General features: G+C 57.5%; 15 protein-coding genes. 8 read left to right on the forward strand and 7 right to left on the reverse strand.

Annotation, left to right across the window (positions count from 1 at the left end; all coding sequences use genetic code 11):
• The first annotated feature begins 57 nt into the window (after nucleotides 1-57).
• Complete coding sequence (locus KIF87_RS03635; RefSeq protein WP_213327913.1) at nucleotides 58-1,674, forward strand: sensor histidine kinase; 1,617 nt, start codon at nucleotides 58-60, stop codon at nucleotides 1,672-1,674.
• Complete coding sequence (gene dcuR / locus KIF87_RS03640) at nucleotides 1,671-2,390, forward strand: two-component system response regulator DcuR (protein ID WP_032658686.1); 720 nt, start codon at nucleotides 1,671-1,673, stop codon at nucleotides 2,388-2,390. Before KIF87_RS03635 ends, dcuR begins: the two co-directional genes overlap by 4 nt.
• Here the strand turns inward: dcuR and KIF87_RS03645 are convergent.
• Both KIF87_RS03645 and KIF87_RS03650 read right to left on the reverse strand, forming a co-directional pair.
• A complete protein-coding gene (locus KIF87_RS03645; protein ID WP_213327914.1) occupies nucleotides 2,371-3,333 on the reverse strand; it encodes an FAD:protein FMN transferase in 963 nt (320 codons plus the stop codon). The two genes, dcuR and KIF87_RS03645, sit on opposite strands and share 20 nt — an antisense overlap.
• A gap of 94 nt (nucleotides 3,334-3,427) precedes the next feature.
• Nucleotides 3,428-6,208, reverse strand: a complete 2,781-nt coding sequence (locus tag KIF87_RS03650) for a flavocytochrome c (RefSeq protein ID WP_213327915.1) — start codon at nucleotides 6,206-6,208, stop codon at nucleotides 3,428-3,430.
• 609 nt (nucleotides 6,209-6,817) lie between these two features.
• Between KIF87_RS03650 and KIF87_RS03655 the strand changes: the two genes are divergently transcribed.
• Entirely contained in the window at nucleotides 6,818-8,326 is a 1,509-nt protein-coding gene (locus tag KIF87_RS03655; protein WP_073961501.1) for an anion permease, read from the forward strand.
• Nucleotides 8,327-8,379: 53 nt separating this feature from the next.
• Nucleotides 8,380-10,029: a class I fumarate hydratase FumA gene (gene fumA / locus KIF87_RS03660; protein WP_213327916.1), complete on the forward strand. Its 1,650-nt coding sequence runs from the start codon at nucleotides 8,380-8,382 to the stop codon at nucleotides 10,027-10,029.
• On the opposite strand, the gene KIF87_RS03665 is transcribed toward fumA, so the two are convergent.
• Nucleotides 10,018-10,911 (reverse strand): LysR family transcriptional regulator, encoded by an 894-nt coding sequence (locus tag KIF87_RS03665; protein ID WP_213327917.1) that lies wholly within the window; start codon nucleotides 10,909-10,911, stop codon nucleotides 10,018-10,020. The two genes, fumA and KIF87_RS03665, sit on opposite strands and share 12 nt — an antisense overlap.
• A 102-nt stretch (nucleotides 10,912-11,013) precedes the next feature.
• On the opposite strand from KIF87_RS03665, the gene KIF87_RS03670 reads away from it, so the two are divergent.
• The 3 genes from KIF87_RS03670 (at nucleotide 11,014) to KIF87_RS03680 (ending at nucleotide 14,691) form a co-directional block, all read left to right on the forward strand.
• Nucleotides 11,014-12,312, forward strand: a complete 1,299-nt coding sequence (locus KIF87_RS03670) for a serine hydrolase domain-containing protein (RefSeq protein ID WP_213327918.1) — start codon at nucleotides 11,014-11,016, stop codon at nucleotides 12,310-12,312.
• 280 nt (nucleotides 12,313-12,592) lie between these two features.
• Nucleotides 12,593-13,906 (forward strand): MFS transporter, encoded by a 1,314-nt coding sequence (locus KIF87_RS03675; RefSeq protein ID WP_023336204.1) that lies wholly within the window; start codon nucleotides 12,593-12,595, stop codon nucleotides 13,904-13,906.
• Nucleotides 13,903-14,691 (forward strand): substrate-binding domain-containing protein, encoded by a 789-nt coding sequence (locus KIF87_RS03680; protein WP_213327919.1) that lies wholly within the window; start codon nucleotides 13,903-13,905, stop codon nucleotides 14,689-14,691. Before KIF87_RS03675 ends, KIF87_RS03680 begins: the two co-directional genes overlap by 4 nt.
• Here the strand turns inward: KIF87_RS03680 and psrA are convergent.
• The 3 genes from psrA to KIF87_RS03695 form a co-directional block, all read right to left on the reverse strand.
• Nucleotides 14,666-15,565 carry an L-proline-binding transcription factor PsrA gene (gene psrA / locus KIF87_RS03685; RefSeq protein WP_213327920.1) on the reverse strand — a complete coding sequence of 300 codons (900 nt, stop codon included), beginning with the start codon at nucleotides 15,563-15,565 and terminating at the stop codon, nucleotides 14,666-14,668. The two genes, KIF87_RS03680 and psrA, sit on opposite strands and share 26 nt — an antisense overlap.
• Before the next feature lie 92 nt (nucleotides 15,566-15,657).
• On the reverse strand, nucleotides 15,658-17,187 hold the full coding sequence (locus KIF87_RS03690) for a cryptochrome/photolyase family protein (RefSeq protein WP_213327921.1): 1,530 nt from the start codon (nucleotides 17,185-17,187) through the stop codon (nucleotides 15,658-15,660).
• Nucleotides 17,184-17,330, reverse strand: a complete 147-nt coding sequence (locus KIF87_RS03695) for a DUF2256 domain-containing protein (protein WP_071891562.1) — start codon at nucleotides 17,328-17,330, stop codon at nucleotides 17,184-17,186. The genes KIF87_RS03690 and KIF87_RS03695 overlap by 4 nt, the downstream gene beginning before the upstream one ends.
• Nucleotides 17,331-17,544: 214 nt before the next feature.
• Between KIF87_RS03695 and mtfA the strand changes: the two genes are divergently transcribed.
• On the forward strand, nucleotides 17,545-18,342 hold the full coding sequence (gene mtfA / locus KIF87_RS03700; protein WP_032658707.1) for a DgsA anti-repressor MtfA: 798 nt from the start codon (nucleotides 17,545-17,547) through the stop codon (nucleotides 18,340-18,342).
• On the opposite strand, the gene KIF87_RS03705 is transcribed toward mtfA, so the two are convergent.
• Nucleotides 18,339-19,550 carry an MFS transporter gene (locus tag KIF87_RS03705; RefSeq protein WP_213327922.1) on the reverse strand — a complete coding sequence of 404 codons (1,212 nt, stop codon included), beginning with the start codon at nucleotides 19,548-19,550 and terminating at the stop codon, nucleotides 18,339-18,341. The genes mtfA and KIF87_RS03705 overlap by 4 nt on opposite strands.
• Nucleotides 19,551-19,672 lie beyond the last annotated feature (122 nt).

Genomic DNA, 19,672 nt, shown 5'->3' on the forward strand with positions numbered 1-19,672 from the left:
TAAGAAAAGCCCGTCATCGGCGATAATTACCCCTTTCTTAATCCTCGCGGAGTGTTGATGAGCGATTTGCAGCCTTTCCTTCCGACGCGCAAGCGCCCCATGAAACTGAATACGCTGGTCACGTTGATGGTGGGCGCGATTATTGCCTCTGTGCTGCTGGTGGTCTTTGCGCTCTACTCCGTACAAATCACCCGGGCGACCCGCGATGATGTGAAAGACACCGCGCTCGGCATTGCCCGCACCCTCGCCGACAGCCCCGAGATACAGCGCGGCCTGATGCATGCACCGCAGGAGAATATTATTCAGCCCATTGCCCAGGAGGTGACGAAACGAAACGATCTGCTGTTCACCGTGGTCACCGATATGCGCGGGATCCGCTATTCACACCCGAACGAGGCGCTACTGGGGCTGCATTTTATCGGTGATGATTTAACCCCCGCGCTGGAAGGCAAAGAGAACGTATCGGTTAACCGGGGCGCGCTCGCCGAAGCGCTGCGCGTTTTCACGCCCGTCTACGACGGCCAGCACGAACAGATCGGCGTGGTGGCCGTCGGTATCTCCCTGAATAAGGTTGAAGAGCAGATTGCCCGCGGGCGGCTAAACGCCGTCTGGACCATTTTATTCAGTATTTTTATGAGTTCGATGGCGATTTGGGGTCTGGTGCGGGTCCTGAAACGCATCCTGTTCGGACTCGAACCTTATGAAATTTCCGCCTTGTTCGAACAGCGTCAGGCGATGCTGCAGTCGCTTCGCGAGGGGGTGCTGGCCGTCGATATTCACGGGCGCGTGACGATGATCAACCAGACCGCCAGAGAAATATTGCTTCTCCCCTCCGGCAAGCAGACCGAAAACGCCAGCGCGCCCCTGCTGGCCAGCCTGCGTGAAGTCTCAAAGACGGGCGTTGCGCGCCAGGATCAGGAGATTAGCTGTAACGGGCGTTTGTTGCTGTGCAATATGGTGCCCGTTAAAAGTCAGGATCGGGTGATCGGCGCCATTACCACCTTCCGTGATAAAACCGAAATCAGCCAGCTGATGCAGCGTATTGACGGCATGGTCAACTACGTCGACGCCCTGCGCAGCCATACCCACGAGTTTATGAATAAACTGCATGTGATCCTGGGCCTGCTGCACATGAAGCGCTACGACAAGCTGGAAGAGTACATCATTCAGACGGCACAAAATTACCAGACGGATATCGGTACGATACAGAGCAAGGTAAAATCCCCGGTTATAGCCGGGTTCCTGCTGGGTAAAATCAACCGGGCGAAAGAAGCGGGCGTCACCCTGACGCTGGCGGATGAATGCCAGATACCGGATACCGCGAGTGAAGAGCAGGTCGCGGTGCTGATCACCGCGCTGGGTAACCTTATTGAAAACGCGCTCGACGCGATGGAAGGACAGCAGGAAGGTGAGATTGGCCTGCTGCTGCATTATCAGAACGGCTGGCTCAGCTGCGAAGTCAGCGACGATGGCCCCGGCATTGATCCCGCCCAGCTGGAGGCTATTTTTACAAAGGGCTTCTCAACAAAAGGTGAAAACCGCGGCGTTGGGCTGTTCCTTGCTCGCCAGCAAATTCAGAACCTCGGCGGCGATATCAGCGTCGAGTCTGAGCCAGGCGTATTTACCCAATTTTTTGTTCACATCCCCTGGGATAGCGAGAGGAATATCGCGTGATAAATGTATTAATTGTCGATGATGACGCCATGGTAGCCGACCTCAACCGTCTGTATGTCAACCGTGTTGAAGGTTTTAGCTGCTGCGGCGTCGCCTCCACGCTAAACCAGGCCGAGGCCATCATTAATAACCCCGGGCAGCCTGTCGATCTGGTGCTGCTGGATGTCTATATGCAGCAGGATAACGGGCTGGATCTGCTGCCCGTTATTCGCGCATCCGGTCGCCCAATCGATGTGATTATGATCTCGTCGGCTGCCGACGCCGCCACGATCCAGACCTCCATCCACTACGGCGTGGTGGATTATCTAATCAAGCCGTTCCAGTTCCCGCGCTTTGAAGAGGCGCTGAACGGCTGGAAGGCAAAGCACAGCCTGATGGGTTCGCACCAGTACTATGAGCAGGCCGACGTCGACCGGCTGATCCACGGCGGGGCGCCGGAACTGGCGGACAGTAAAAAGCTGCCGAAGGGGTTAACGCCGCAAACGCTGCGCACGATTTGCCAGTGGATTGACGCTCACCCGGAGACGGAGTTTTCTACCGATGACCTGGCAAACGCGGTCAATATCTCCCGCGTGTCCTGCCGTAAATACCTGATTTGGCTCGCGCAAATCAACATTCTGTTCACCAGCATTCACTACGGCGCCACCGGCCGTCCGGTGTATCGCTACCGTCTCCAGCCGGAGCAGACCGGCCTGCTCAAGCAATACTGTCAGTAACGCGGTAGTCGTTATCCAGCAGGGTAAAGCGGAAGTGGTGCATCGAGGAGATCACCACTTCTTTTGTTTTGGTCACAAAAATCGCTTCGATATCAGGACGAGAACGCAGCGCAGCGCAGCCCTTTTCGACACCCATGCCGTACATCAGCGTGGTCCAGATATCGCCGTCGATGGAGTCTTTCGAAACAATCGTCACGCTGTCCAGCTCGTTGTCCAGCGGATACCCGGTGCGCGGGTCGAGAATATGGTGATAGCGTCTGCCGTTTTGTTCGAAGTAGCGCTCGTAGGTTCCCGACGTCACGACGGACAGGTTCTCTACGGTCATCGTGCCGATCAGCGCGTCACCGGCGAACGGTTTTTTCAGCCCCACGCCCCAGCCCCCTTCCGGTGAGCCCAACGTCTGGATGTTCCCGCCGAGGTTGATCAGCCCCAGCTCAGCGCCCTCTTTACGAAGGTAATCACGCACCCTGTCGGCGATATAGCCTTTGGCGATGGCCCCCAGATCGATCTCCATCCCCGCTCTGGTCAGAAACACGCTGCTGCTGGCCTCATCAAGGAGGACATCTTCAGGACGGGTAATCGCCAGCAGCGACGCGATTTCATCGGCAGGCGGAATGCTGTCCCCCTGGAAACCAATTTTCCAGCGCTTCACCAGCGGACCTATCGCCAGGTTAAAAGCGCTGTCCTTGAGCAGGCTTGCCGCTTTTGCACAGCGGATCAGCTCAAACACCGGCCGGCTGACGGTAACCGGATGCTGCCCAGCGGCATGGTTGATGTCCATCACCTGCGAGTGCGCGCGGTTGACGGTGAGCAGATCTTCGTACTGTTTGATCAGGCGAAATACGCGGGACGCGAGGGCTTCATCGTGGGAGAAGAGTTTCAGGAGAATGGGTGAGCCCATCAGGACGGCGGAGTAGCTGTAAACGCGATGGCTATCAGGCATAGCAAGAGTCCTCAGATGTAGCCCCGGCAGGCACCGCGCCTCCGGGGAAAATGCCGGATAACGCTGCGCGTATCCGGCCTACAACACAGGGGTCTTACTGCTTTTTCGAACGCATAGCCGCCTGATGTCCTGCAAGCGTACCAAAAATAATGATATCTGCCACTGCGTTACCGCCGATACGGTTACCGCCGTGGATCCCGCCGACCACTTCACCGGCCGCAAACGCGCCTGGCAGCACGTTGTGGTTGCTGTCCAGCACGCAGGTTTCGGTGTTGATGGTCACGCCGCCCATGGTGTGGTGCACGCCCGGCGCAATCTGGATGGCGTAGAACGGCCCTTCGTTGATAGGCGCACGCAGCGCGGTGGTACGACCAAAATCGTCATCGTGCTGTTTCTCAACGAAACCGTTGTAACGTTCCAGCGTCGCGAGGAATGCGTGGTAATCCATCCCCAGCGCTTCAGCCAGGGCTTTTGGCGAGCTGGCGCTTGTCACGAAACCTTTTGCGATGTACTCATCCGCGGCTTTGTTTTTGGCACGCACGTGCTCGTCAAAGACGATGTACGCGTACTTCTCCGGCAGCGCGATGATTGAGGCCGAGACCTTATCGCGGGTCGACATTTCGTTGTAGAAGCGTTCCCCTTTCTGATTGACCAGAATCGCCCCGCCGCCGCGAATGGATTCGGAAATCAGGTACGAGGTGTTCTGCTCAACGGTTGGGTGGATTTGGATTTCGCCCATATCCACGGTACCCGCCCCGATGCGCTCCAGCAGCGCGATACCGCCGCCGGTTGCCCCTTTGTGGTTGGTGGTGACGAACCCTTCCAGATCCGGACGGTATTTCACTACCATCTGGCTGTTGGCGCTGAAACCACCGGTGGCGACAATCACGCTTTTGGTTGCCACGGTGACGGTTTCGTTCTCTTCGGTGGTCAGACGTACGCCGGTCACTTCGCCGTTCTCGAAGATGATGTCGCTGACGGAGGTATCCAGCATCACCTCGATGTTGCGTTTGTTGACGTTACGCACCAGGCCGCTGATCAGGTAGCCCCCCACCGCAGAACCGTCTTTTGGACGGTGAGTACGGTCGATGCTCATCCCGCCGGTGGTGGTGATGTCGTTCAGCATGATGCCGCGCGTTGCAAGCCACTCAATCGCCTGCGGCGCGTTCTCGACAAAGCGACGCAGCAGTTCCGGGTTGTTCTTGTTGCCGCCGCCTTTCAGGCTTTCCTGATAGAACAGCTCTTTGCTGTCCTGAATGCCCTTCACGCGCTGGAAGCGGGTTTCGGCGGCGTTCATACCGGCAGAGGCTTTAATGGTGTTCCCGCCGATGGTTGGCATTTTCTCGACAATCAGCACGCTCGCGCCTTCGTCGTGAGCCTGAATCGCCGCCGCCAGACCGGCGCCGCCGCTGCCGACAACGACCACGTCCACGCTGCGGGTTTCGTTCGGGTCAACGCCCTCTTCCGCGGCCAGCGCCTTGCTGGACTTCAGCATCGCTTTCGAGACCGCTTTCTTCACCGCTTCACTCTGGCTGGTTGCGCCGGTGATGGCATCCACGTGCGGGGTGTTGGCGTCCAGAATGCGGGTACGGATCTCTTCAAAGCTGGTCACAAACTCAACGTCTTCACTCGGGCCGGAGGCCAGCTCGATGTCCGCAATGCGGTCGGTTTCCAGGCTGACGTTAATCACCAGTTCGTTAGTGTCATCCTGCACTTTCTCAGCAAAGGTACCCGGTTTGAATTTGGATTCGCCCATGCTCATGTCGCGGATCATCGCTTCTACCAGCGAGAAGCGCCACAGCGGTTCAGGAATGCTCAGCGCCTCGCGTTGGGTGCTGTCCATAAACAGCTCAAGGCTTTCGCCAGCCGCGATGCGGTCTGTCCAGTCCGGATAAGCGATGGTGGCGCGGCCAACGGCAATCAGGTCGTAACCGCGGTCCAGCGCTTCATTCACATCTGAAGCATTTACCACGCCGCCCACGCCCATGACCGGAACCTGCGCCAGCGTTTCAGAACGCATCGCGCAGTATTTTTCGATAAGCGGAGTTGGGTCCTGGGTGTCGACAATGGAAGGTCGCAGGGTCGCGCCGACGGAGAAGTGTAGGTAGTCCACGCCGCGCGCCGCCAGTTTTTCCAGCAGGTACATGGTGTCGTCAAAGCGAATGCCCGGGACTTCCATCTCTTCAGGGGAGAAGCGGTAGCCAATAATAAACGCGTCGTCCGCGTACTGGCGCACCATTTTGTGGGTAATGTCCAGCACCGCCAGTGGGAACTTCGCGCGGTTATCGCGGCTGCCACCCCACTCGTCGTCGCGCTGGTTAGAGTTTGGCGAATAGAACTGCTGAATCAGATAGGTGTTCGCCCCGTGGATCTCCACGCCGTCGAAACCGGCCTGGATGGCGCGGCGCACGGCCTCACCAAACTTGCCGATCATGCCTTCCACTTCTTCAGCGGTCAGCGCAACCGGCGTTGCGGCGCCTTCACGCGGCGCGGCTACGGCGCTCGGGCCAACCGGGGTACGGCCACCAATCAGTTTTGGGTCGACCATGCGGCCGCCGTGGTAGATCTGCAGCAGCGCCTTAGACCCTTTAGACTTAATGGCCTCTGCGATTTTCGCCAGCCCGGCAATTTTCTCGTCATTATCAATACCGATGGCGCCCGGGAAGGCGAGACCGAGATCGTCGACGAAGCAACACTCCACGATGATGGTACCAATGCTGCCGGAACGGGCCCGATAGTACTCCACCAGCTCGCTGGTGACGGTGCCGTCAAAATAGCCGGTACAGGTTGTCATAGGGGCCATTAACAAACGGTTTTTCAGTTCAGTACCATTCGGTAATGTGAAGGGGCTTAGAATGCGTTCGTTAGTGCTCATAATTGAAACTCCAAACTTTTAAAAATTAAGAATTCGTTATCGGATTGATTTTTTATTTCGTCGTTATTTGCCGATGTCATGATATTAATATAATGATTTTTTTAGTTTCTAAAGTTATTACGTTAGTTAAAAAACTATTTAATCCCTGCAATAACACAAATAACACATTGGTGTTAGCGATTGTAATTCAGCCATTCACAATAATTTAAAATTCGTTAAATGATTAATGGTAAAACCAATTCACCATTACACTTTTAAACGCTATAAAAACAACAAGATATGATTACACCGAAATCAATATTGTTAAGGAAATGATAAATAACACGCAAAAAATACGCAATACCCACATACGCCAGAGTGGTTATTAATAAAAGCATAAAAATAACGCTGCAATTCTATTTTTTTGATCGCGATCAATAGTTATGGCATTCAAAAGCGCAATATAAAAACATCATCATTTTTTAATTTAGCGCACACGAAAATGCGTTAAATCGCTATTACTGAAAACACAAGAAAGCACCTTTAATAACTAAAAAAAGCAAAGAAACTTAAAAAAGTGATTTCGTTTTTCAGTGCGACCGAATTTTTGACAACTTAAGACGTGAAACTATGAATACAAAAACTGCTGTAACGCCCCCAGTGGCGAACCAGGCATCAAATGGAAACGCAAAACGACTGCTGATGATGGCGTTACCCATCGTCGTCGCCGTACTGCTGCTGTTTGTTCCCGTTCCTGAAGGCTTGCCGCCTTACGCATGGCACTACTTCGCCATCTTTGTCGGCGTGATCGTCGGTCTGATCTTCGAACCCCTGCCGGGCGCGGTGATCGGCCTGACCGGCGTCGTCGCCATTGCCCTGTGCAGCCAGTGGGTGCTGTTCAGCCCTGAACAGCTGGCTGATCCGAAATTCAAGCTGGCGGGTGCCTCCTTTAAATGGGCGGTGAGCGGGTTTGGTAACTCCACCGTCTGGCTGATTTTCGGTGCCTTTATGTTCGCCGCGGGCTATGACAAAACCCGCTTCGGCCGCCGTCTGGCGCTGATTCTGGTGAAGTACCTCGGCCGTCGCAGCCTGACGCTCGGTTACGCCATTACGTTTGCGGACCTGCTGCTGGCACCGTTCACCCCGTCCAACACCGCGCGCAGCGGCGGAACCATCTACCCAATCATTGCTAACCTGCCGCCGCTGTACGGTTCAAAACCCAACGACCCAAGCGCGCGTAAGATTGGTTCATACCTGATGTGGGTGGCGATCACCGCGGCCTGTATCACCAGCTCAATGTTCCTCTCCGCCCTCGCGCCAAACCTGCTGGCCCTGGCGCTGGTGAAAAGTACGGTTGGGATTGATATCTCCTGGGGCACCTGGTTCCTCGCCTTCCTGCCGCTGGGTATCCTGCTGATTCTGGCCATGCCGCTGCTGGCCTACTGGTTCTACCCACCCGAAGTTAAAGTGAATAACGAAGTGCCGCTGTGGGCGACCCGCGAGCTGGAAAAACTCGGCAAGCTGTCCCGCAATGAAATTCTGCTGCTGGTGTTCGTATGCTGTGCGCTGCTGATGTGGATCTTCGCTGCCGCGTGGATTGAGCCTGCCATGGCGGCCCTGCTCATCGTTGGTCTGATGCTGTGGACCGGCGTGCTGGAGTGGAACGATATCACCGGTAACAAAGCCGCATGGAACACCTTCGTCTGGTTCGCCACCCTGGTGGCACTGGCGGATGGCCTCTCTTCTACCGGCTTTATCAGCTGGTTAGGTAAAGAAGGCGGTCTGTTAATGAGCGGTATCTCCCCGGGGGTGGCGACCATCGTCCTGCTGCTGGCGTTCTACCTGCTGCACTACCTGTTTGCCAGCACCACCGCGCACACGACGGCGCTGCTGCCAGCGATGCTGACCATCGCCTCCACCATTCCGGGCATGAATATGGAAGTGTTTGTCCTGTTGATGGTGACCTCGCTGGGCGTGATGGGGATCATCACCCCGTACGGTACTGGCCCAAGCCCGATTTACTACGGTAGCGGCTACCTGCCAACCAAAGACTACTGGCGCCTCGGCACCATCTTCGGTGCCATCTTCCTGGCGGCCCTGCTGCTGATTGGTTATCCGTGGATGTCCATGATGTTCTGATTCCTGACCGCCGGACTTCTCCTCCGGCGGTTTTATTTTTGTGGAGCAATACTATGTCGAATAAACCGTTTTTTTATCAGAACCCTTTCCCTCTTTCCCATGACGACACCGAATACTACCTGCTGACCAAAGAGCACGTTTCCGTTGCCGAATTCGACGGTCAGGAAGTCCTGAAGGTGGAGCCAGAAGCCCTGACCCTGCTGGCGCAGCAGGCCTTCCACGATGCCGCGTTTATGCTGCGTCCTTCCCATCAGAAGCAGGTTGCCGCCATTCTCAACGACCCGGAAGCCAGCCAGAACGACAAGTACGTTGCCCTGCAGTTCCTGCGTAACTCTGAAATTGCCGCAAAAGGCGTGCTGCCAACCTGTCAGGATACCGGCACCGCGATCATCATGGGTAAAAAAGGCCAGCGCGTCTGGACCGGTGGCGGTGACGAAGCGGCTCTGAGCCAGGGCGTGTATAACACCTACATTGAAGATAACCTGCGCTACTCGCAGAATGCGGCGCTGGACATGTATAAAGAGGTGAATACCGGCACCAACCTGCCCGCGCAGATTGACCTCTACAGCGTGGACGGCGACGAATACAAATTCCTGTGCATGGCAAAAGGCGGCGGTTCTGCCAACAAAACCTATCTCTACCAGGAAACCAAAGCGCTGATCACCCCGGCGAAGCTGAAAAACTACCTGGTTGAGAAGATGCGCACCCTGGGCACTGCGGCCTGCCCGCCTTACCATATCGCGTTTGTGATTGGCGGTACCTCTGCCGAAAGCACGCTGAAAACCGTGAAGCTGGCCTCCACGCGCTACTACGACGCGCTGCCAACCGAAGGCAACGAACACGGCCAGGCGTTCCGCGACGTTCAGCTCGAACAGGAACTGCTCCAGGAAGCGCAGAACCTCGGCCTCGGCGCGCAGTTCGGCGGTAAATACTTCGCCCACGATATCCGCGTGATCCGTCTGCCGCGCCACGGCGCGTCCTGCCCGATCGGCATGGGCGTCTCCTGCTCCGCGGACCGCAACATCAAAGCGAAAATCAACCGCGACGGCATCTGGATTGAGAAACTGGAGCACAACCCGGGTCAGTACATTCCGGAGTCACTGCGCCAGCAGGGCGAAGGCGACGTGGTGAGCATCAATCTGGACAAGCCGATGAATGAGATCCTGGCGCAGCTTTCCGCGCACCCGGTCTCTACCCGCCTGTCGCTGAACGGTACCATCATTGTGGCACGCGATATCGCCCACGCGAAGCTGAAAGAGCTGCTCGACAACGGTGAAGAACTGCCGCAGTACGTCAAAGATCACCCGATTTACTACGCGGGCCCGGCCAAAACGCCGGAAGGCTACGCGTCTGGCTCACTCGGCCCGACCACGGCGGGACGTATGGACTCGTATGTGGACTTACTGCAATCCCACGGCGCGAGCATGATCATGCTGGCAAAAGGCAACCGCAGCCAGCAGGTAACCGACGCCTGCCATAAACACGGCGGCTTCTACCTGGGCAGCATTGGCGGCCCTGCGGCAGTGCTGGCGCAAAACAGCATTAAGAGCCTGGAATGCGTCGCGTATCCGGAGCTGGGAATGGAAGCCATCTGGAAAATCGAAGTCGAGAACTTCCCGGCGTTTATCCTGGTGGATGACAAAGGCAACGATTTCTTCCAGCAGATCCAGAACCAGCAGTGCAAAGGCTGTTCACAGCGCTGAGTGCTTCCACACGTCCGGCAGTAGCGCCAGCGCGTCAGCAATGATGGCGCGCTTGTCGCTCCCCGGCTTCCAGATGGTGACCATCGTCTGACTAATCCCCTGGCTGCCCACTTCGGTGCGCAGCCTTTTTACGTTTTGCCACCGCGCGGCATGAAAATGGGTCGGTAAGAATCCCCACCCGCATCCGCGCTCCAGCAGGCCGCGCAGCATTTCCGGCTCGTTAGTAAAAAGGGTATGCCCGGAAATCTGCAGGCGACGCGCGACCGGCTCGTCCGAGGCAGGGTGCATAACGACCTGGGGAACCAGGGAGAGGTCAAGCAGCGACAGGGGGGATGAAATATCCGCAAACAGCGTGCTTGAGGCGTAAAAATCCATATCGATTGCCCCCAGGGCCCGCCACTCCATGTCGTTGCCCACGCTGCGGTTGCGCGCCTGGCAGATGGCCAGATCCGCGCGGCCGCTCGTCAGCAGGCGTTCAGATTCATCGCGCGAGGCGCAGATGAGGCTCAGCCGGACTTTTCGCGCTACCATTTCAGCGATGACCTCGTGCAGAAAGGCTCTGGGCGTAAAAGGATCGTAGACCAGCGTCAGATCCTGCGTGGCACCGTGGGGCACTTCTCTGGCAAAGGCCTCAAAGGCTTTTACCTGCCGCATCAGCAGATGCGCCTGGCGCTGAAGCTGCTCTCCTTCCGCCGTGAGGCGCAGGGTACGCCCGTCGCGAATAAACAGCGCATAGCCCAACCCGTCCTCAAGAAAATCAATCAGATCGCGAAGCGTCGTTCGGTCTTTTTTCAGCACCACCGCCGCTTTACTCAGGCTGCCGTTCTCAGCCACGGCGGTGAATGCCTCAAGCTGTGCAAATGAATAGAGTAGACCCGCCACGTTTCCTCCGTTATTTGGGGGGGATTTTCCCCCATTATGCGTTTTTTATTATAGCGCCGGGCTTTTTAAACTGAAGCCGTTCTTAACCCATACGAGACGGATATGAAAAACAAAAAAGTAAACCAGGCTCTGCTGGCGGGTCTTGTCTTCAGTAGCCTGCTGTCCCCTGCGGCATTTGCCGCCTGCGAAGGCACCGACCTCAGCGCCTGCCCTGCCCCCTTTGACGCCGCGCTGCCGGACACCCATAAGATGCTCACCTGGAGCCAGGCTGACCGCGTGGTGGGCTTTCGCAATGACTACCGCAACTACGCCGGGGATATTTTCCGCCACGGTAACGCCGTGCCGCTGCGGGTGTCGGACAAGCCGCTCAAGGACGCCTACTATCAGGTCAACGGCAGGCGCTACGGCCTGGAGGAGTACCTTAAACGCCAGAACGTCAGCGGTATGCTGGTGCTGAAAGACGGCAAAATCGCCTGGAAGTATCTCGCAAATGGTAATACCGACTCCACGCTCTGGACCTCGCGCTCGGTAGGTAAATCAGTCGTTTCGGCGCTGGTGGGCGTTGCCCTCAAAGAGGGAAAACTTCACTCGCTCAACGACCTGGTCACGCAGTATGAACCCGATCTGAAAGGCACCGCGTGGGACGGCGTGACGCTCAAACAGCTTATCACCCACACCTCGGGCGTGGCGTGGAACGAGGACTACACCAACCCGAACTCCGATTTCGCGCAGCTCACCGAGTGCGAGGCGAAGCCGGGTACCTACGACTGCGTGCGCAAGCTGGTGAAGGGACTACGCAGGGTTCACCCGGCCGGAGAGAGCTGGTCTTACTCATCGGGCGGCGCCTGGCTGCTGGGTGACGTGCTGGAGCGCGCCACCGGCATGACGCTCGCAGCCTATCTGGAGAAAAGCATCTGGCAGCCGTACGGCATGGCCAGCGACGGCGTGTGGCATGCCTACAGTAAAGGCCAGCACGACGTCGGCGCGCACGGCTTTAACGCCACGCTGGAGGACTGGGGTCGCTTCGGGCAATTTATCCTGAACAACGGTACGCTGCCGAACGGTAAGACGATCCTGCCGGATAACTGGATCCCGCAGTCGTCAGACTGGACAAAGGCAAAAGGCTCGGTATCAGACGCCCATCCAGATGGGCTGTACGGCTATCAGTGGTGGAACAACGCTGTGCCCGCCAACGCCACCGGCGTTGATCCAGCAGCGCAGGATTCGCTGAAAGGTTCACTCTGGGCGCTGGGCATTTTTGGGCAAATGATCGTGGTGAACCAGAAGGAAAAGCTGGTTATCGTCCAGTGGTCTACCTGGCCGCAGGCGGAGCCCTCCTTTAGCGCCCAGCCTCTGGAGGCCTCTCTGATGTTCAGCGCTATTGCCAGGGCGCTGCGCTAAATTGCACCCGCCGGGTAATGAAGCGGTTACCCGGCGCTTTCTGAAGCACCCCTCTGCGCCACATCACAAAATCGCAATATCAGAGACTTACAGAATATTGGTGAATAAAAAGCCAACAATTTGTTAAGTTATTGTTGCCATTAATTGTATTTACACGGTGAATGGTATTCATGCAAAAAATGCATCAGCCGATGCGGCATTTGCGCTTATCTATTTCCTCGTCCTGATCCAGTTTTCAGAAACAGACGCGTAAAACGTCAACAATAAACTGGAGATAACCATGTTTTCCTCAACCTCACCTGCAACCGTACGATCTAAGGCGGGCGCGATACTTCGCGTGACGTCCGGCAACTTTCTCGAACAGTTCGATTTCTTTCTTTTCGGCTTCTATGCCACCTACATCGCCCACACGTTCTTTCCGGCGAGCAGTGAATTCGCGTCGCTAATGATGACCTTCGCCGTCTTCGGCGCGGGCTTTTTGATGCGGCCGATCGGGGCCATTGTGCTTGGCGCGTATATTGACAAGGTTGGGCGCAGAAAGGGTCTGATCGTCACGCTTTCCATCATGGCGGCGGGGACGTTCCTGATTGTGCTTATCCCCTCTTATCAAAGCATCGGTCTGTGGGCGCCGCTGCTGGTGCTGACGGGCCGTCTGTTGCAGGGCTTTTCCGCCGGTGCAGAGCTTGGAGGCGTCTCGGTCTATCTGGCTGAAATCGCCACGCCGGGCCGCAAGGGGTTTTACACCAGCTGGCAGTCCGGGAGCCAGCAGGTCGCCATTATGGTCGCCGCGGCGATGGGCTTTGCCCTGAATGCCCTGATGGAGGAGAGCGCCATTCGCGAATGGGGCTGGCGCATCCCGTTCCTGTTCGGCTGTTTAATCGTGCCGTTTATCTTCTTCCTGCGCCGCAAGCTGGAGGAAACAGAAGAGTTCAGCGCGCGCCGCCATCATCTGGAGATGCGTCAGGTATTTAAAACGCTGCTCGGCAACTGGCAGGTGGTGGTCGCAGGCATGCTGATGGTGGCGATGACCACCACCGCGTTCTACCTGATCACCGTTTACGCACCCACCTTTGGCAAAAAGGTGCTGATGCTCAGCGCCTCGGACAGCCTGCTGGTCACGCTGCTGGTGGCGATTTCTAACTTTATCTGGCTGCCGGTGGGCGGCGCGCTGTCGGATCGCTTCGGGCGCAAGCCGGTGCTGATTGCCATGGCCCTGCTGGCGCTGGCGACCAGCTACCCTGCCCTGACGCTGCTGGCGAGCGCCCCCAGCTTCTCCATGATGCTGAGCGTGCTGCTGTGGCTCTCCTTCCTCTACGGCCTGTATAACGGCGCGATGATCCCGGCCCTGACGGAGATTATGCCTGCTGAAGTGCGCGTGGCGGGGTTCTCTCTGGCTTACAGCCTGGCAACGGCGGTCTTTGGCGGCTTTACCCCGGTAATGTCCACCGCGCTGATTGAATACACCGGTGACAAAGCGTCGCCTGGCTACTGGATGAGCTTCGCTGCCGTGTGTGCCCTGCTGGCCACGCTCTACCTCTACCGCCGCCGCGCGGTATCGCTGCAAAACACCGTCAAGTCACAGGGGGCAGTATGAAACGCACTTATCGCTATACCGCCAGCGCGCTGGTGCTGACGCTCCTGAGCGTCAATGCCTGTGCCCAGGACGTGAAGGTCATGATCTCAGGCGGCTTCAAAGCCGCCCTTGAAAAGCTGGCCCCGGAATATGAACGCCAGACCGGGGATAAAATCGTGATCATCCCCGGCCCCTCAATGGGCGCGACGCCGCAGGCGATCCCAAACCGACTGGCGCGCGGCGAAAAAGCCGACGTGGTGATTATGGTAGGCGATGCGCTGGAGAAGCTCGAAAAAGCCAGCCAGACCCAGCCGGGGTCGCGAACTGAACTCGCGGACTCTCCCGTTGGCATGGTGGTGAAAAAAGGTGCGGATGTCCCTGATATCAGCAGCGAGGCGAGTCTGCGTAACACGCTGCTGCAGGCCAGCTCCATCGCCTACTCTGACAGCGCCAGCGGCAGGTATGTCAGCCAGGCGTTGTTCAAAAAGCTGGGGATTGAAAAGGACGTGGCGGGCAAAGCGACAATGGTCGAGCGTATTCCGGTCGCCTCAGAAGTGGCGAAAGGAAAATACGCCGTGGGCTTCCAGCAGGTCAGCGAGCTGCTGCCGGTTCAGGGCGTCACCTTTATCGGGAAAATCCCGGATAATCTGCAGTACATCACGCGCTTCGCGGGTGCGGTCACCCGCCATGCCGAACATCCCGCGGAGGGGAAAGCGCTGCTGACCTATCTCGCCTCACCGCCCTCAAGGGCCGTCATCCAGGGGACGGGGATGATCCCCGTTACGTCCGGCGATACTGCTCGGTAATCTGCTTTTCCAGTTCAGCCGCAATGTAGGACTGGATGCGCCCCCGGCGCCGGATAAGCCCCACGGTGCGTTTCACTTCCGGCGCCACCAGCGGCAGATGCGTCAGCAGCGTGTGCTCTGACGTCGGCATCGACATGGCGGGAACGGCAGCGATGCCGATCCCCGCCTCTACCATGCCGAGCATCGTGGTAACGTGGCGCGTTTCGCAGACGCTGGGGCGTTCGGGAATGATATCCCCCAGCATCCGATCGAGCAGGTTACGGTTACCTGACGTTTTATCGAGGGAGATGTAATCCTGCTGGTAAAATGCCTGCCACGTCAGGTGACTCTTCTGCGCCAGCGGGTGATCCTTTCGGCACGCCGCAACATAGACATCCTCCACCAGCGGGAAAAATTCGATGTCAGACGGCAAGTTTCCTGCGAAGGAGATGCCAAAATCCGCCTGGCTTCGGGCCACGGCGTCAATCACGTTCCCCGCGCTGCTGTCGATGAGCTTAATGCGAACGCGCGGATAGCGAGACTGAAAACGACGGATCACATCAGGCATAAAGTAACAGGCGGCGGACGGCACCGCGGCAACCGCGATCAGCCCCGTCCGCTCTTCACTGACTTTATCAACATCCGCCAGCATTGACTCAACGTTGTCGAGCAGCTGCGCGGAGCGTTCAGCAAAGTTTTGCCCGTATAAGGTTAAGGCCACGCGGCGGGTGGTACGGTCAAAAAGCCGGTTTCCCAGCGCGGCTTCCAGCTTTTCAATCCTGCGGCTCAGCGCCGACTGGGATAAGCAGATAGATTCAGCAGCGACACGGAAGTTACCGTATTCCACTAACGCTCTGAAAGCATAAAGATCGTTAAGGTCAAAATTCACGGGCATAGCGTCTGGATGTCCTGTCAGGGAATACGCAGCAAAGTCAAAAATAATAGCGTCTTATTGACCCACCGCAACCGGCGCGGTGTTGAAATACGTCAGAGGTCGTTGAGATGCAGGCGAACATAACCGGCGCGATCGGCAATGGCCTGCCGCTCCTCTTCCTTCATGTCCGCAAGCTGTTTAAAGACGATGCCCAGGCGGGGATTGTTACCCAGACGCGCCTGATTGCGGGCAAAGAAATCCCAGTAAAGGGCATTGAAGGGACACGCCAGCTCTCCGGTACGCTGGTTGTGCTGATACCGGCACCCCTGACAGTAATTACTCATCTTATGAATATATGACGCGCTCGAGACGTAGGGCTTGCTGGCCAGTAACCCACCATCGCCAAACTGGCTCATGCCGAGGGTATTGGGCAGCTCCACCCATTCAAAGGCATCAATGTAGACCCCCAGATACCATTCATGAACCGCCTGCGGCGACAGGCCGCTGAGCAGGCTAAAGTTCCCGATGACCATCAGGCGCTGGATATGGTGGGCGTAAGCCTCGGTGAGCGACTGTCCAACGGCATGCGCCAGGCAGCGCATCTGCGTCTTGCCCGTCCAGAACCAGTCCGGCAGATGGGCATGCTGGTCTAAGGCATTCAGCTCCCGATAGCCCGGCATCTGCGACCAGTAAATCCCACGCACGTACTCCCGCCAGCCGAGAATTTGTCGGATAAACCCTTCAACGGCAGGCAGCGGCGCATGGCCCGAACGCCATGCCTGCTGGGCGGCAGCCACCACTTCCCGCGGATTAAGCATTTTGGTATTCAGCGCGAATGAAATTAACGAGTGGAAAAGAAAAGGCTCCTCCGCGTGCATCGCGTCCTGCCAGGCGCCAAACTGCGGGAGCACGTGAGTGATAAATTCATCCAGCCCGGCTTTGGCTTCCGAACGGTTGAGCGGCCAGCGAAACTTCCCGGCCTGCGGTTCGCCGAAGGTGTTTACGCCGCAGCGTTGGATCTCCTCCCATAGGGCTGAATTATCATGGAGCGGACGCGAGTCCCCCGGCGCGGGCGGCTCGCCTGACCAGCGCCTGCGGTTTTCAGCATCAAAATTCCATTTTCCCCCTTCCGGCTCGCCTTCTGAGGTCAACAGTATGCCTTGTTGACGACGCATTTCCCGGTAAAAGTACTCCATTCGCCAGCTTTTACGCGTCGCAAAAAACGCGCTCACCTGTTCACGGGTGGTGAAGAAATGCTCGCTGCTAACGCAGGCCGTTTCGACAGAGGCCGTTTTCGCCCACGCCTGCAGCTGCGCATCAAGACGCCATTCGTCGGGCTCCTGCCACAGCACCCTGTCCGCGCCGTAATGCGCGACAAGCGCGTTTAGATTGTCTTCCAGCGCGCCGCGGTTTGAGCTGTCAGAGAGCCGAACGTACCTCACCCGATGCCCCTTTTCCTTTAACGCAGAGGCAAACGCGCGCATGGCCGCGAAGATGGCGATCACTTTCTGGGCGTGATGAAGCACGTACGCGGTTTCCGCCCGCAGCTCCAGCATCACGTAAATGACATTCGGATTGCAGTCATCAAACCAGCCGTGGTGCGGATTAAGCTGATCGCCCAGGATCAGGCGCAGTTCGGTCAACGGTGGCTCCTGCGACAGCGCTCGGAACAGTATTTGACCTCATCCCAGCATTTCGCCCATTTCTTGCGCCACGTCATGGGCCGCTGGCAGTGCGCGCACGCTCGACTGGGCAGGTCCTGCTTGTTACCTTTGAAATCGCTCATTTTTCAATACCGTACTGATTTCTTCACTGAACCTGTGGGTTAAGGCTACGACAGACTTCACAAAATGAAGGTGATACCCGCAAACCGCTACCCACCGCTACGTACGAATGATAGTTTATTCAGGCTGGAATTGTCGCAGCGAGCGATTTTCTGGCATCTTAACCGAACCTGACTTTCCCATTTTTGTTCATGTGACGAGTTTGCGAGCAAAGCGATGATAAAGTGGCCCTGGAAAACGAATGAGGCTGGCCGGGATATGGCGCTGCCATGGGATGACGCGCTGACGATCCCTGTTCTGGCAAATCTTAAGCCGGATGAACAAGCGAAACTGGTTCAGCTGGCGGATCGTTTTTTACAGCAAAAACGCCTGGTTCCACTGCAGGGTTTCGAACTCGATCCCCTGAAAAACGCGCGCATCGCCCTGCTATTCTGTCTGCCGGTGCTTGAGCTCGGCATTGAGTGGCTGGACGGTTTCCACGAAGTGCTTATCTATCCCGCGCCGTTCGTGGTGGATGACGAATGGCAGGACGATATCGGGCTGGTGCACAACCAGCGCGTGGTGCAGTCCGGACAAAGCTGGCAGCAGGGGCCGATCATCCTGAACTGGCTCGACATTCAGGACTCGTTCGATGCGTCCGGTTTTAATCTGATTATTCATGAAGTGGCGCACAAGCTGGATACCCGCAACGGCGATCGCGCCAGCGGAGTACCGCTGATCCCGCTTCGCGAGGTGGCGGGCTGGGAGCACGATCTGCACGCGGCGATGGATAACATCCAGGATGAGATAGACCTGGTCGGCGAAAGCGCGGCCAGCATTGACGCCTATGCGGCAACCGACCCGGCCGAGTGTTTTGCGGTGCTCTCGGAGTATTTCTTCAGCGCCCCCGAGCTCTTCGCGCCCCGTTTCCCGGCGCTGTGGCAGCGTTTCTGCCAGTTTTATCAGCAGGATCCCCTGCAGCGTCTGCGGCAAAATGAGGAGTCTGGCGGCCATTCCTCCCGCCAGATCCATTAAGGTTTTTCAGCAGGGGTACGCTCGGTTGACCGTACCCCTATGCTCAACGCTAAAAACAGCAATGCCATTCCCCATGCGGCCACCGTTAAAGACTGCTCGCCGTAAAAACGCGTCACCACGGGCACCAGCAGCGCGCTGACGCCGTAGCCTAACGTGTGGCTGGTGGCGATGACGCCCGCCCCTTTCCCGGTGGTCAGCCTGTCGTTCAGCAGCAGCTGATAGCCCGGCGTGGCCATCGCCGCCCCGAGTGAAGTGATAACAATCCCCACGTAGAACAGCGTTAAACCCGCGACGGTCATCAGCCCAAGCCCTGCCACCATCAGCACCGCCGCGATGCAGAGTAACGTCACCGGGGAGAAATGCTGCGGGCGGACCACCAGAAACTGCGCCGCGAGCGTGGCCAGCGCGGCCAGGCTCAGCAGAAGCGCAACGTGATGGCTGATGTCCCGGGCATTGCCCTCCAGCAGGGGGCTAAGATGCGGTGACAGCCCAAGCTGCATCAGGCTGACCAGCGCCGCCAGCAGCAGTGCCAGCAGCAGGAACGGCAGCATGGAGGCCTGCAGGCGGGTCGCCTGGTGCGCCACCGGCGGCAGCGGCGGGTCCGCGACTTCGCGAAGCACCAGCAGCAGGGCGATTAACGGCGCGATCGCCATCAGCCAGAGCGGCGCCACCGGGCTGACGCTGAGCATCAGCGCCGCCAGCGGCGGGCCGAGCAAACGTCCGAGGCTGAGGCCGGAGCTTATCGTCGCCAGCGCCGCCATTCTCTTCTCCAGCCCCGCGCGCTGAATAGCCCACGTCTGGGCCGCAGGCACCAGCCCCGAGACCGTCAGTCCGTAGAGCAGGCGCGAGAGGATCAGCCCCGCCAGTCCCCAGTAAGTATCCAGCCTGCCGGCCGCCATCGCCCAGACCACCAGCGCCATGACGACGAAACTGGCCAGATAGCCGCTCAGCGAGGCCACCATCACGGCCTTACACCCCCGCCGCTCGCTCTGGCGTCCCCACCAGGGCGATGCCGGTAAAAAGAGCATGGATCCGAACATCAGCAGCCCGGCCCAGACCGAGAGCGACAGCCCGGTCAGGGTCACCAGCTGCGGGAGCATCACCAGCAGGCCGTTTTGCCCGATACCTAATAAACCCGCACAGAGCGCCAGGGGCCAGTTGGCTTTAGAGGTGACGTTTTCGGTCAATATTTCAGAGTCAGTGCGCATGAGAATGTGAACATAGTGTCAATAAATGTGTGGAAATCATGAAGTTTATGAAAACAAATATTGCAAAAATGGTTGCGACTGTAAACAGAATGAATATCATAACGAGAATTATTATCAATCAT

Origin of the sequence: Enterobacter sp. 120016, assembly GCF_018383635.1 — a bacterium.
GTDB classification, from domain to species: domain Bacteria; phylum Pseudomonadota; class Gammaproteobacteria; order Enterobacterales; family Enterobacteriaceae; genus Enterobacter; species Enterobacter asburiae_D.

Excerpts from the sequence above, each read along its gene's own strand:
- KIF87_RS03675 (WP_023336204.1), top strand. The coding sequence starts at position 12,593 with ATGTTTTCCTCAACCTCACCTGCAACCGTACGATCTAAGGCGGGCGCG.
- KIF87_RS03705 (WP_213327922.1), bottom strand. The coding sequence starts at position 19,550 with ATGCGCACTGACTCTGAAATATTGACCGAAAACGTCACCTCTAAAGCC.
- KIF87_RS03680 (WP_213327919.1), top strand. The coding sequence starts at position 13,903 with ATGAAACGCACTTATCGCTATACCGCCAGCGCGCTGGTGCTGACGCTC.
- KIF87_RS03670 (WP_213327918.1), top strand. The coding sequence starts at position 11,014 with ATGAAAAACAAAAAAGTAAACCAGGCTCTGCTGGCGGGTCTTGTCTTC.
- KIF87_RS03650 (WP_213327915.1), bottom strand. The coding sequence starts at position 6,208 with ATGAGCACTAACGAACGCATTCTAAGCCCCTTCACATTACCGAATGGT.
- KIF87_RS03655 (WP_073961501.1), top strand. The coding sequence starts at position 6,818 with ATGAATACAAAAACTGCTGTAACGCCCCCAGTGGCGAACCAGGCATCA.
- fumA (WP_213327916.1), top strand. The coding sequence starts at position 8,380 with ATGTCGAATAAACCGTTTTTTTATCAGAACCCTTTCCCTCTTTCCCAT.
- KIF87_RS03695 (WP_071891562.1), bottom strand. The coding sequence starts at position 17,330 with ATGAGCGATTTCAAAGGTAACAAGCAGGACCTGCCCAGTCGAGCGTGC.
- KIF87_RS03635 (WP_213327913.1), top strand. The coding sequence starts at position 58 with ATGAGCGATTTGCAGCCTTTCCTTCCGACGCGCAAGCGCCCCATGAAA.
- psrA (WP_213327920.1), bottom strand. The coding sequence starts at position 15,565 with ATGCCCGTGAATTTTGACCTTAACGATCTTTATGCTTTCAGAGCGTTA.
- KIF87_RS03645 (WP_213327914.1), bottom strand. The coding sequence starts at position 3,333 with ATGCCTGATAGCCATCGCGTTTACAGCTACTCCGCCGTCCTGATGGGC.
- mtfA (WP_032658707.1), top strand. The coding sequence starts at position 17,545 with ATGATAAAGTGGCCCTGGAAAACGAATGAGGCTGGCCGGGATATGGCG.